The organism is Streptomyces sp. NPDC059788 (assembly GCF_042732265.1).
In the GTDB taxonomy this organism is placed as follows: domain Bacteria; phylum Actinomycetota; class Actinomycetes; order Streptomycetales; family Streptomycetaceae; genus Streptomyces.
In genome coordinates this window covers 17,974-30,545 of the sequence record NZ_JBHWHY010000079.1, presented here as the reverse complement: position 1 = coordinate 30,545, position 12,572 = coordinate 17,974, and the positions used below count along the sequence as shown (strand labels likewise).

General features: G+C 73.4%; 11 protein-coding genes. 2 read left to right on the top strand and 9 right to left on the bottom strand.

Features of this window, described 5'->3' with window-relative positions; translation table 11 throughout:
* Positions 1-189 precede the first annotated feature (189 nt).
* From ACFV57_RS40395 to ACFV57_RS40380, 4 genes are all read right to left on the bottom strand, one after another.
* On the bottom strand, positions 190-1,290 hold the full coding sequence (locus ACFV57_RS40395) for a YncE family protein (RefSeq protein ID WP_385243531.1): 1,101 nt from the start codon (positions 1,288-1,290) through the stop codon (positions 190-192).
* Positions 1,291-1,517: 227 nt separating this feature from the next.
* Positions 1,518-5,459: an amino acid adenylation domain-containing protein gene (locus ACFV57_RS40390; protein WP_385243529.1), complete on the bottom strand. Its 3,942-nt coding sequence runs from the start codon at positions 5,457-5,459 to the stop codon at positions 1,518-1,520.
* Complete coding sequence (locus ACFV57_RS40385) at positions 5,456-5,686, bottom strand: phosphopantetheine-binding protein (RefSeq protein WP_385243526.1); 231 nt, start codon at positions 5,684-5,686, stop codon at positions 5,456-5,458. Before ACFV57_RS40385 ends, ACFV57_RS40390 begins: the two co-directional genes overlap by 4 nt.
* 154 nt (positions 5,687-5,840) lie before the next feature.
* Positions 5,841-6,818: an ABC transporter substrate-binding protein gene (locus ACFV57_RS40380; RefSeq protein WP_385243524.1), complete on the bottom strand. Its 978-nt coding sequence runs from the start codon at positions 6,816-6,818 to the stop codon at positions 5,841-5,843.
* Positions 6,819-6,960: 142 nt separating this feature from the next.
* On the opposite strand from ACFV57_RS40380, the gene ACFV57_RS40375 reads away from it, so the two are divergent.
* Positions 6,961-8,049 carry a FecCD family ABC transporter permease gene (locus ACFV57_RS40375; protein WP_385243521.1) on the top strand — a complete coding sequence of 363 codons (1,089 nt, stop codon included), beginning with the start codon at positions 6,961-6,963 and terminating at the stop codon, positions 8,047-8,049.
* Positions 8,046-9,128, top strand: a complete 1,083-nt coding sequence (locus ACFV57_RS40370) for a FecCD family ABC transporter permease (protein ID WP_385243518.1) — start codon at positions 8,046-8,048, stop codon at positions 9,126-9,128. The genes ACFV57_RS40375 and ACFV57_RS40370 overlap by 4 nt, the downstream gene beginning before the upstream one ends.
* Before the next feature lie 23 nt (positions 9,129-9,151).
* Here ACFV57_RS40370 and ACFV57_RS40365 read toward each other — a convergent pair whose 3' ends face one another.
* The 5 genes from ACFV57_RS40365 to ACFV57_RS40345 form a co-directional block, all read right to left on the bottom strand.
* The gene (locus tag ACFV57_RS40365) at positions 9,152-9,568 is read right to left on the bottom strand and encodes a VOC family protein (protein ID WP_385243515.1); all 417 of its coding nucleotides are present in this window, start codon (positions 9,566-9,568) and stop codon (positions 9,152-9,154) included.
* A gap of 10 nt (positions 9,569-9,578) precedes the next feature.
* Positions 9,579-9,953: a helix-turn-helix transcriptional regulator gene (locus tag ACFV57_RS40360; RefSeq protein ID WP_385243533.1), complete on the bottom strand. Its 375-nt coding sequence runs from the start codon at positions 9,951-9,953 to the stop codon at positions 9,579-9,581.
* A gap of 110 nt (positions 9,954-10,063) precedes the next feature.
* Positions 10,064-10,858: an SDR family NAD(P)-dependent oxidoreductase gene (locus tag ACFV57_RS40355; protein ID WP_385243512.1), complete on the bottom strand. Its 795-nt coding sequence runs from the start codon at positions 10,856-10,858 to the stop codon at positions 10,064-10,066.
* Positions 10,859-10,888: 30 nt separating this feature from the next.
* Positions 10,889-12,370: an MFS transporter gene (locus ACFV57_RS40350; RefSeq protein WP_385243509.1), complete on the bottom strand. Its 1,482-nt coding sequence runs from the start codon at positions 12,368-12,370 to the stop codon at positions 10,889-10,891.
* On the bottom strand, positions 12,367-12,564 hold the full coding sequence (locus ACFV57_RS40345; protein ID WP_385243506.1) for a ferredoxin: 198 nt from the start codon (positions 12,562-12,564) through the stop codon (positions 12,367-12,369). Before ACFV57_RS40345 ends, ACFV57_RS40350 begins: the two co-directional genes overlap by 4 nt.
* Positions 12,565-12,572: the final 8 nt, after the last annotated feature.

Genomic DNA, 12,572 nt, shown 5'->3' with positions numbered 1-12,572 from the left:
ACGCCTGGCTCACCAGCACACCCAGAGCCCGAACCCGCACCAGCCACTTCGAAGAGCTTCGCCCCACTGGATGACCAGCGGGGCGAAGCAACAAGACCCGAATTAACCAACGGCATCGCTGGAATGCGGCCGGGCCCCGGTGTGCGGAGCGGCGTCGTGCCGGATGCCGGCGCGGCCTCCGCGCGTAGCTCAGTGCGAACGCGTGCGGCTGATGCGGTGCACCGAGTCGGTGCGGTCGGCGCCGGCCGCGGACTTGTCCACGACGTAGGCCGTGCCGCGGCTGACCGTGACGTGGTTCGGGTTGGGGCCGGTGGCCAGGTCGGCCAGGACGGTGCCCTTCTTCGGGTCGACGACGGTGGTGGTGCCGCTGCCCCGGTTGGCGACGAAGACCCGGCCGGAGCGGTGGTCGGCGGCTACCGAGATCGCGCCGGCGCCGGTGGTGACGGTCCGGGTGACGGTGCCCTTGCGCAGGTCGACGACCGAGACGGTGCCCGCGGCCTGGTTGGCGGTGTAGGCGGTGCGGCCGTCGGCGGACAGGTCGATGCCGATGGGGGCGTCGCCGGTGGGGATGAAGCGCGGCTCGGCCTTGTAGGGGCTGACCGCGATGATCCGGTCGTTGGTCAGGTCGGTGGCGTAGGCGGTGCCGGTGCGGGTGTCGACGGCGAGCCCGGCGGTGCCCGCGCCCTCGACCTTGACCCGCTTCTTCTCCTTGAAGGTACGGGTGTCGAACGCGACGACCGAGCCGTCGCCGAAGCCGCTGGTCCAGGCGAGGTCGTGGCGCTTGTCGACGACGATCTCGCGGGCGTGGGCGACGCCGGGCAGGGTGGCGAGGTGCTTGCCGGTGCGCTGGCTGTAGACGGCCACCGTGTTGTTACGGGTGTTGGTGGTCCACACGGTGTCGTGCTCGTCGTCCACGGCCACGCCGTAGACCGCCTCGACCGCGCCGGTCGCAGCGTCGGTGACCGGCGGCGTGTAGGCGGCCTTGGTCTTGAGCGTCTTCGGGTCGACCTTCAGCAGTCTGGACTGGGTGACCGGCGGCCGGCCGACGGCGGTCGTCGTCCACAGGACGTGGTGCCGCTCGGAGTAGGCCGACTGGTAGAGGCCGGTGGCCAGTTGCGCGGTGTCCACGCGGTACGCGGCCTGCCGCGCGGACCGGTCGTGCTGCCGGTCGTGGGCGACGGCGGTGCCGCTCACCGCCAGGGCGCTGCCCGCGGCGACGGCGAGGGCCGTGGCGTTGCGGACGAGGCGGCGGGTGGCGGTGCGGGGCTTCAGCGGCTTGGTGGCGCTCATGGTCGGGGCTCCTCCTGAAGAGGCGGGCGAGCAGGGGACGTCGGGGGAATGCACCCCGACGGGAACAAAGGTTAGCTTAGCCTTACCTAAGTTGCACTTGATGGCCGGTACCACCCTTGGGGCAGCAGGCGGGGCCGGAGACGGAGAGAGCCGGTCGCACCGGAGGCGGGAGCGCAAGTCGGGCGCACCACGGTGGCGCGCCCGACTCCTCCCGCCCCACGCCCCATTCAGGAATCCAGTTCGGCCAGTCGCGCCGCGACCACCGCCGTGATCTCCGCCATCCGGCGCGGCTGCGTCATCTGCGGGTGCAGACAGTCCACATCGTGGTTGACCAGCTCGCCCTTCACGTACGGCGTCCAGGCGTCCCGGGTCAGCCAGTCCTCGGCGCGCGGGGCGGCGGCGGTGAAGAACAGTGCGTCGCCGGTGAAGACCCGGTGCTGGTGTTCCCGCATGAGGCGGGCGTTGTTGACGACGATGTCGACGACGGCGGACAGCGTCCGGTCGGACAGCCCGGCCAGCGCGCTGCCTTCGCGGCGCAGCGTCTCCAGGACGTCCTCGCGGGTCAGCTCGCCGGTGCGCTCGAACCCCGCCATCCGCAGCAGGGCGGTCAGCGCGTCGGTCTCCTTCGGTACGGCCTGGTCGCGCCACTGGTCGGAGGGGTAGGCGTCCAGCAGGGCCAGGAACTCGACCTCCTCCCCCGCCTCTTGGAGCAGCACCGCCACGGTGTGGGCGAGGACACCGCCCACGGACCAGCCGAGCAGCCGGTAGGGGCCGTGCGGCCGGACGGTGCGCAGCTGCCGTACGTAGTCGGCGGCCATCTCCTCCATCGTCGCCGGGAGGGGTTCGTCGCGGGCCAGGCCGCGGGCCTGGAGGCCGTACACCGGCTGTGCGGGGCCGAGCCCGGCGAGCAGGCCCGAGTAGCACCAGCTGATGCCGCCCGCCGGGTGCAGGACGAACAGCGGTACGCGGTCGCCTGCCGGGCGCAGCGGCAGCAGGACGTCCAGCGCGTCGCCGCCGGTCCCTTCGCCGTCCAGACGGGCGGCGAGCGCGGCCGGGGTGCGGTCCTGGAAGAGCGCGCCGATGGCCAGCCGTGCGCCCAGCGTGTCGCGGACCCGTGCCATCAGGCGGGCCGCCAGCAGCGAGGTGCCGCCCAGGTCGAAGAACGCGTCGTCGACGCCGACCCGGGGCAGGCCCAGCACCTCGGCGAACAGCCGGGTGAGGGTCTCCTCCTGGTGGGTGCGCGGGGCGCGGCCGGGTCCCGAGGTGAAGGAGGGGGCGGGGAGCTGTTTGCGGTCCAGCTTGCCGTTGGGGCTGAGGGGGAACTCCTCCAGCACGATCACGCTGTTGGGCACCATGTGCTCCGGCAGCGTGCGGGCAAGCGCGTCGCGCAGCTCCTCCGGGTCCGGCGGGGTCGCGCCGTCGCGGTTCTCGGGCGTGATGTAGCCGGTCAGCCGCTGGTCGCCGGGCCGGTCCTCGCGCACCAGCGCGCAGGCCGCGCCGACCGCGGGGTGGGCGGCCAGCGCCTCTTCGATCTCGCCGAGTTCGACGCGCTGGCCGCGCAGTTTGACCTGGTGGTCGGTGCGTCCGAGGTAGAGCAGTTCGCCGCGGTCGGTCCAGCGGGCGAGGTCGCCGGTGCGGTACATGCGGCTGCCGGCGGGCCCGTAGGGATCGGCGACGAAGCGGGTCGCGGTCAGTCCGGGCCGTCCCAGGTAGCCGTCGGCGAGCTGGGTCCCCGCGAGGAACAGCTCGCCGGGGACGCCGGGCGGGCAGGGCCGCAGGGCCGCGTCCAGGACGTACAGGCGGGTGTTCCAGACGGGCGCCCCGATGGGCACCGGGCCTTCCCCGTCGGGCGCGCACGCGTGGTATGTGACGTCGACGGCCGCCTCGGTGGGGCCGTACAGGTTGTGCAGTTCCACGCCGGGCAGCGCCCGCGCGAACTCCCGGGCCGCCTCCCGTGGCAGTGCTTCGCCGCTGCAGAAAACCCGGCGCAGACCGGTGCAGTTCGCCGCGTCGGGCTCGGCAAGGAACACCTGGAGCATGGACGGCACGAAGTGGCAGGTGGTGACGGCCTGTTCGCGGATGACCCGGGCCAGGTAGGCGGGGTCCCGGTGGCCACCGGCCTCGGCGACGACCAGCGTGGCGCCCTGGCGCAGCGGCCAGAAGAACTCCCATACGGACACGTCGAAGCCGGAAGGCGTCTTCTGGAGCACCCGGTCGCCCGGTTCCAGGCCGTACTGCCCCTGCATCCAGCGCAGCCGGTTGTCGATGGCCCGGTGGCCGACCACGACGCCCTTGGGGCGGCCGGTGGAGCCGGAGGTGTAGATGACGTACGCGGGGTGGCCGGGGGTGAGCGGGCGGGGCGGGACGGTGCCCGGATAGGCGTCCAGAGCCAGGCCGTCGAGGGCGACCACCGGCACCTGCCCGTCACCGGGCACGCGGTCGTCCCGGTCCGTGACGACACACACGGGACGCGCGTCGTCGAGCATGTACGCCAGCCGGTCGGCGGGGTAGTCGGGGTCCAGCGGCAGGTAGGCGCCGCCCGCCTTGAGGACGGCCAGCAGCGCGACGACGAGGTCCGCGGAGCGCGGTACGGCGACGGCGGCCAGGGTGCCGGGCCGTACGCCCAGGGACGCCAGGTGCCGGGCCAGCCGGTTGGCGTGGGCGTCGAGTTCGGCGTACGTCCACTCGGTGTCCCCGTGGACCAGTGCGGTGGCGCCGGGGGTGCGGGCGGCCTGTGCCTCGATGGGCCCGATGAGGGTGGTGGGCGCCACGGTCCGGTCCGTGGCGTTGAACGTCTCCACGGTCATGGTCCGTTCGGCGGCCGTGGCGATGCCGTGCTCCCCCAGAGGGGCGTGCGGGTCCGCGTGCGCGATCCGGGACAGCAGGTCCAGGAACCGTTCCTGGTGGCGGCCGAGGTCCGGCTCCTCGTACAGCGCGGGGTTGGCGTCGTAGTCGAGGCGCAGGCCGCGGCCGTCGGCGCGGTCGTAGACGTTGACGGTCAGCTCGTCGACGGGGCCGGTGGTCAGGTTGTGCGCGGTGGCCGCGATGCCCGCGAAGTCCAGGCCGTAGTCGAAGGGCATGACGTTGACCAGCGGCCCGACCAGCGCCCGGTCGGCGCCGAGCAGTCCGAGGTCGCGGCGGATGTCCTCGTACCGGTAGCGCTGGTGGCGGCGGGCCGCCCGGATGCCGAGGACGACCTGACGGGTCAGTTCGGCGAAGGTGGTGCCCGGGGCGGCGGTCAGCCGCAGCGGCAGTACGTTCATCACCATGGCGGGCACGCGCAGCGCCACCGAGCCCATGCGGCCCATCATCGGCAGCCCGAGGACGACCTCCTCGGCGCCGGTGGCCCGGGACAGGTACAGCGCCTGGGCGGCGATCAGCACGTCGGGCCAGGTGGCGCGGACCGAGGAGGCCAGCTCCTTGAGCCGTTCGGTGGCGTCGGGCGCCAGGTACGCGGTGCGGCGCAGGTGGGTGCGGGAGGGCAGGGCGGTGCGCCCGGCCAGGTTGACGGCCTCGGGCCGGTCGGCGAAGGCCTCGTTCCAGTACCGCCGGTCGGCTTCGAAGGTGTCCCCGGCGCGGTACGCGGCGTCGTCGGCGACCAGGTCGGCCAGCCGCCCGAACGTGTCGGGGCCGACGGGTTCGCCGGCCACGAGCGCCGAGTAGGCCTCGGCGGTGCGGCGGGCCAGCAGCGAATAGCCGAAGCCGTCCATGACGACGTGGTGGACGCGCTGGTACCACAGCCAGCGCGTGTCGCCGACCCGGAACAGCGCGTGGGCGAACAGCGGCCCGGCGGCCAGGTCGAACGGCTCGGCCAGGTCGGCGCGCATCCAGGCGCGCGCCGCGCCGTCGGGATCGGCCTCGGCGCGCAGGTCCGCCAGGTGGAGCGGCAGCGGCGCCGGGCTCGTGGTCAGGGGCAGTTGGCGGGGGCCGTCGTCGGTCTCGACGATCCGGACGCGCAGCGCGTCGGCCTCGGCGACCACGTGGTGCAGGGCCTCGGAGAACAGTGCCGGGTCCACCGGGCCGTGGATCTCCAGGTACTCCGCGGTGTTCTGCGCGGGGCTCTCCGGGTCGAGGGCCTGCGCGTACCACAGGCCGGTCTGCGCGGCGGTCAGCGCCAGGCCCTCGGCGGTGTGCCGGCCGTCCGGGCCGGCGTCGAGGAGCGCCGTCACGCGACCGCGCCCAGGATGCGGGCCCACGCCTCGATGGCGGGCTGTTCGGCGAGGTCCACGAAGCCGGCCCGGGTGCCGTGGTCGCGCCGCCATCTTTCCAGGAGCGCCATGATGCGGACCGAGTCCATGCCGTAGTCGACGAGGTTCTCGTCGACGGGGATGTCGGCCGGGTCCTCGCCCAGTACGTCGGCGACGTCCGCGCGCAGGTGGTCGATGGTCAGTGCCATGGCAGGTCGTTCTCCTTGTGCGTGGGGCCGGTGGTGGCCGGGGCCGGGCCGGCGGGCCGGGTGGGGCCGGCGCACCGGCGGACGGCGGGGGCGCCAGGTGCGGTGCGGGCGCCGGCCGGGCGGGGCGTGCCCCGGTGCGGCCGGGCACCGTCCGTCACTTGGCCATGGCCTTCTGGATGTCGTTCAGGACGGATACGGCCGCCAGTCCGCCGCCGAGGCTGGTCCACTTGGAGCCGTCGATCTCGGTGACGTGGCCGTCGCGTACGGCACCGAGCCGGCGGTAGGCGGGCTTGGTCTTCAGCTCGGCGAACAGGTCGGCGTCCTTGCCCTTGGCGGCGAGGGTGCCGATGAACAGCCAGTCGCCGTCGATCTGTTTGATGTCCTCGTCGCTGATGGGGGTGGAGTGGCCCTGGCCGCGGTCGTTCTGGACGCCGGGCCGCTTGAACCCGAGGTCCTTGAGGACGTCGCTGATGAAGACGCCCTGCTGCATCACCGCGGTGCCCTTGGCGGAGTAGCGGGCCACGGAGACGGTGGCGCCGGCCTGCGGGCCCAGCTTCTTCTTCAGGTCGGCGACCTTGGTGTCGTAACCGGCGAGGAAGCTCTTGGCCTCGTTCTGCTTGCCGAGGACGCGGCCGGTGAGGTCGAGGGCCTTCTTCCAGTCCTTGTCCTTGCCGATGGTGACGACGGTCGGCGCGACGGCCTTCAGCTGCTGGAGCACCTTCTGGTCGGCGAGCTGCCCGGCGAGGATGACGTCGGGCTTGGCGCGCAGCACCTTCTCGATGTCGGGGCCGGTGACGGCGCCGACGACCGGTATGTCCCCGGCGCGGCCGGCGAGGTACCCGGGGGCGCCCTTCTGGCCGCGGCCCGCGGTGAGGCCGATGGGCTCGACCCCGAGGGCCAGCGCGGAGTCGAGGTCCATCTCGCTGAGCGCGACGACTTTGGCGGGTCCGGCGGGGACATCGACCTTGCTGCCGGTGGCGTCGGTGACGGTGATCTTCCCGCCGTCGGTCTTCGCCTTCCCGGAGCCGCCGCCGGACTCGTCCCCTCCGCAGGCGGTGAGGGCCAGCGCCAGGGCGGTGGTGACGGCGGCCGCCGCGGCCGGGCGGACGCGCGGCAGGGAGTGCGTGGGCATGTCTGTAGTCTCCGAGAGGTGAAGTCCGGCGCCGGGGTGGCGTTTGACGGAACGGCTGTCCCGGGGCACGCCCGAGATCCCGGGGGTTCCGGGTTCGTCAGGCGGCAGCAGCCCCGACAAGGCCTTAGGTTAGGCTAACCTTATGTTGGTTGCGCAAGAGACCGGGGCCCTCGTGGACGGTGCCGAACCTCCTCCCCCCAGGGCGTCCGGCCATCGACGGCGCATCCTCACCGCCGCGGTCGCCCTGACCGTGCTGCTGGCCGGCCTGACGGTGCTGTCCCTGCTCATCGGCACCGGGTCCAGCCCCATCGCGCGCGCGTGGGACTTCCTCACGGGCGACCCCACCGCCCGCGCCGACGCCCAACTCCGGCTCGCCGTACTGGACGTGCGGCTGCCGCGCACCCTCGCCGCCGTCCTCGTCGGTGTCTCCCTCGGCGCCGCGGGCTGCCTCCTCCAGGCCGTCACCCGCAATCCTTTGGCCGAAACCGGCCTGCTCGGCGTGAACTCGGGCGCCGCGCTGGGCGTCGTGGTCGGCCTCACCTACTTCGGTGTGGACTCCTCCTACGCCCTGCTGGGCTGGGCGCTCGCCGGCGGCATGACCGCCAGCGCGGTGGTCCTGCTCCTGGCCGCCTCGGGCCGGGCCGCCGCGTCGCCGCTGCGGCTGGTGCTCGCCGGCTCCGCGCTCGGCGCCACCTTCCACGGCATGACCTCGTACGTCCTGCTCAGCACCCAGTCCACCTTCGACACCTTCCGCTACTGGACCATCGGCTCCCTCGCCGGCGTCAAGACCTCGGACACCTACCCGCTGGTCCCGCTCATCGCGGCCGGCCTGCTGGTCGCCTTCGGCGCCGCCCGTCCGCTGGCCGCCCTGGCGCTCGGCGACGACGGCGCGCGGGCGCTGGGGCACCGCCCCGGCCTGATCCGGGTGGTCGTCGCCGGGGCGGTGACCCTGCTGGCCGGGTCGGCGGTGGCGATCGCCGGCCCGATCGCCTTCCTCGGTCTGCTGGCCCCGCATGCCGCACGCGCCGTCACCGGCCCGCGCATCGCCGCGCAGCTCGCCCTCTCCGCGCTGATCGCCGCCGACGTGATGATCGCGGCCGACATCTTCGCCCGCGTCGCCATCCGCCCCTGGGAGACTCCCGTGAGCGTGCTCCTCGCCTTCGTCGGCGGGCCGTTGCTGATCTGGATCGCCCGCTCCCGGCGGATGTCCACGGCGGGAGGCTCGGCATGACGGACCCGACAGCGGACGCCCCGCAGACGCCCGCCCCGCCCGTGACGCCGCCCGACACCCTCGTCCTACGGACCGGCGCCTTCTCCTGGCTCTTCCCCCGCCGGGGCGCGCTGGTCGCGACGGCACTCGCAGCCGTGATCCTGGCCCTCGTCGTGCTGGGCACCTTCGCCAGTTCCACCGGCATGAGCTTCGCCGAGACGCTCTCCGGCCTGTTCGGCACGGGCGATTCTGCGACGGTGATGCTGGTCCAGGACTTCCGGCTGCCCCGGATCGCGGTCGGCGTCCTGGTCGGCGCGGCGCTCGGTATCGCCGGCTGCCTCACCCAGACCCTCGCCGGCAACCGGCTCGCCACCCCCGACATCATCGGCGTGAACGAAGGCGCCACCGCGGCCGTCGTCGCCTCCGTCGTCGGCTCGTCCACCGGCATGATCGGCGAGTGGTGGCTCGGCCCGGCCGGCGCGGTGCTGGCCGCCGCGCTGGTGGTCCTGTGCGCGGGCGGCGCGGGCCACCGGGGCCACCGCGTCCTCGTCGTCGGCATCGGTGTCTCGACCGTCGTCGGCGCCGTCACCGACCTCGTGATGTCCCGCCAGAACGACAACACCGCCGGCGGCGTCTTCCTGTGGACGGTCGGCAGCCTCAACGGGCGGGACTGGTCGGTGGGCACGCCCCTGCTGCTGGTCCTGCTCGTCCTCCTCCCGTTCGCCCTCGCCGCCGGAAACCGGCTGCAGTTGCTGCGCTTCGACGACGACACCGCCGCCGGGCTCGGCGTACCCGTCCGCCGGGTACGCGCCCTCGCCCTGGCCCTGGCGGTGCTCCTGTCGGGCACCGCCGCGGGCATCGGCGGTCCCATCGCCTTCGTCGCCCTGGCCGCCCCCGTCCTCGCCGACCGCCTCGGCGGCCGGACCCGGGTCCCCGTACTGGCCTCCGGCCTGGTGGGCGGCGCCCTGATCGCCGGCGCCGACGCACTGGGCCGGGTGATCGCCCCCGTCGAGATCCCCGTCGGCGTGGTCACCAGCGTGCTCGGCGGGCCCTTTCTCCTGTGGGTGCTCTTTCGTCCGGAGAGGGGTGGGGGGCGGTAGGAGGAGGGAGCGGGCCGGCGATGTCACCGCCGCCGGGGCTGGGTGAAGCGCAGCATGTTGCCGGCCGGGTCGCGGAAGGCGCAGTCGCGGACGCCGTACGGCTGGTCGACCGGTTCCTGCAGCACCTCGCCGCCCGCGGCGCGGATGCGTTCGAAGGTGGCGTCGCAGTCGCCGGTCGAGAAGATCACGCCGCGCAGCATTCCCTTGGCCAGGAGTTCGGCCATGGCTTTCCGGTCGGCGGGCGAGGCGTTCGGGTCGGCGAGGGGCGGTTCGAGGACGATGTCCACACCGGGCTGGTCCGGCGCGCCGACGGTCACCCAGCGCATCCCCTCGAACCCGACGTCGTTGCGCACCTCCAGGCCGAGTACGTCCCGGTAGAAGGCGAGCGCCCGGTCGTGGTCGTCGACGGCGATGAAGCACTGCGAAAGGCTGATGTCCATGCCGTCCACGTTACGGACGGAGCGTCGGTCCGGCTTCTCCGTTCCTGACCGGTCGGGTGTGGATCTTGGCGAGGCAGGCGGGGACGGCGGCGCCCGCGCCATGGTCGCGGTCCCGGTACGCGCTCGGGCTCTCGCCGACCAGCTCGGTGAACCGTGAGCTGAACGACCCCAGCGAGGTACAGCCGACCGCGAAGCAGACCTCCGTCACCGTCAGGTCGCCCCGCCGCAGCAGCGCCTTGGCCCGTTCGATCCGGCGTGTCATGAGATAGCTGTACGGCGTCTCCCCGAATGCGGCGCGGAAGCTGCGGGAGAAGTGGCCCGCCGACATCAGGGCGACCCGCGCCAGCGCCGGTACGTCGAGCGGCTTCGCGTAGTCGCGGTCCATCAGGTCGCGGGCCCGGCGCAGCCGGACGAGATCCTCCAGCGTCGTCACCCGGCCACCCTCCCACAGTGCCGGACGCCCGGCCCCTGGGCGGTGGGCCACGGCCGGTGTCATCAGGGGAGCATCGCGCGCCGTCCGGGGGCGGCGGACGACTGCATGGTCATGCCGCCGTCGACGACCAGGAGTTGTCCGGTGAGGTAGCGGGACTCGTCGGAGGCGAGGAAGACCATGGTGTGGCCGATGTCCTCGGGTGTGCCGAGCCGGGGCAGGGCGTTGCCCTTCTTGAGGGCTTCGACGACGTCCTCGGGCAGGTTGTTCTCCAGGGCGGGGGTCATGACGGCGCCGGGGGCGATGGCGTTGCAGCGGATGTTCCGCGGCCCGTACTGGACGGCGACCGACTTGGTGAGGCTGACGACGGCGGCCTTGACGGCGCCGTAGGAAGTCTGCAGGACGTCGCCCACCAGCGCGGCGACGGAGGCGGTGTTGATGACGGACCCGCCGCCCGCGCGGATCATGTGCGGTACGGCGTGCCGCGTCCCCAGGAGGGTGCTGCGCACGTTGAGGGCGACGGCCCGGTCGAATTCGTCCATGTCCATGCGCAGCAGGTCCAGGTCCTTGCGCGGGTCCGTCCCGCCGACGTGATTGCAGAGCACGTGCAACGCGCCGTATTCGCCGACGGCCGCGGCGACCATGGCGGCTACCGAGTCCTCGTCGGTGACGTCCACGGTGACGGGCAGCGCCCGCCCGCCGGCCGCCTCGACGAGCGCGGCGGTCTCCTCGGCGCCCCGGGTGTTGTGGTCGGCGACCACGACCCGGGCGCCTTCCCGGCTCATCAGTTCGGCGGCGGACCTGCCGATGCCGCTGCCGGCGCCGGTGATGACGGCGACCTTGTCCTTGAGGCGTTCCATCGGGTGTTCCTTACGTGGTGGGCGGGTGTTTCAGGGACTTCCGGTGGCGGTCCGGGCGTTCGCCGGTTCCGGTGCGGTGTCCTGCGGTGCGGTGGGGCGGGGAGCGCGCGGGACGGCGAGGGTGAGGAGGAGGCCGGCGGCCGCGGCGGCCATCGCGACGACGTAGGTCATCCGGAAACCCTGCTCGGCCGGTACTTCGACGGGCCCGAGACGCATGGTCGTACTGGCCAGGATCGCGGCCATCACGGCGCTGGACGTGGAGGTGCCGATGGAACGCATCAGCGCGTTGACGCCGTTGGCGGACGCCGTCTCGGTCACCGGCACGGCGCCCATGATCAGGGCGGGCATGGCGGCGTAGGCGATGCCGACGCCCGCGCTGACCAGCATCGCGGTGACGACGATCTGCCACACCTGGGACATCAGCAGGAGTCCCGCGCCGTAGCCGACGCCGATGACGGCCACGCCGATCAGGAGCGCCGCGCGGGCGCCGTGCCGGGCGGTGATGCGGGCGGATACGGGAGACAGGGCCATCATGACCAGGCCGCCCGGCGCCAGCGCGAGGCCCGCCGCGAGCGTGGACCGGCCCAGCCCGTAGCCGGTGGCCTCGGGCGACTGGAGCAGCTGCGGCAGGGTCAGCGACATCGCGTACATGGCGAAGCCGACGAGTACGGAGGCCAGGTTGGTGAAGAGCACCGGCCGGCGCACGGTGACGCGGAGGTCCACCAGTGGCTGGGGGACGCGCGTCTCGTAGACCGCCCAGAGCAGCAGGACGGCGGTGCCTGCCGCGAACAGTCCGAGGGTGGTGCCGCTCGTCCAGCCCCAGTCGCCGCCCTTGGTGACGGGCAGCAGCAGACACACCAGGCCGGCGGCGAGCCCGGCCGCGCCGGGGACGTCGAACCGTCCGGGTGCCTGGTTGGCGGATTCGGGCAGAAGGGCCAGCGTCAGCACGAGGCACACCAGTCCCAGTGCGGCGGAGAGCCAGAACAGGACGTGCCAGTGCGCGTACTGGACGACGGCGGCGGAGACGGGCAGGCCGATCGCGCCGCCGACGCCGAGGCTGGCGCTGACCAGCGACACGGCGCCGCCGACGCGCGCGGTGGGCAGTTCGTCCCGCAGCAGGCTGATGCCGACCGGGATCACGCCGGTGGCCAGTCCCTGCAGCACCCGCCCGGTGATCACCGGGACGAGGCTGCCGGACAGGGCGCACAGCACGGAGCCCACGACGAGCGCGGCCAGGCTGGCGGCGAGGACCTTGCGCTTGCCGTACATGTCGCCCAGGCGCCCGGAGATGGGGGTGACCACGGCCGCCGCGAGGAGCGTGGCGGTGATCACCCAGGACGCGTCGGACGGCGCGGCGTGCAGCAGGCGCGGCAGCTGCGGAATGATCGGTACGACGAGCGTCTGCATGAGCGACACCACGACACCGCTCAGCGCGATCACGGCGGTGACCGCGCCCGGTCCCGCCGTACGGGCGCGTACGGGTACACCGGCGTCGCGTACGGGCCGGTTCACCGGCGGTCCACCAGGACGGCCGCGGCGGGGCAGATACGCGCGGCTTCGTCGACTTCGCCGTGTGCCGCGGCCGGTGGTTCCTCGGTCAGCAGGACGGCGACCCCGTCCTCGTCCCGCTGGTCGAACACCTCGGGAGCGACCAGCACGCACTGGCCCGCGCCGACGCACTTGTCCTCGTCAATCGTGATCTTCATGGGGTGTG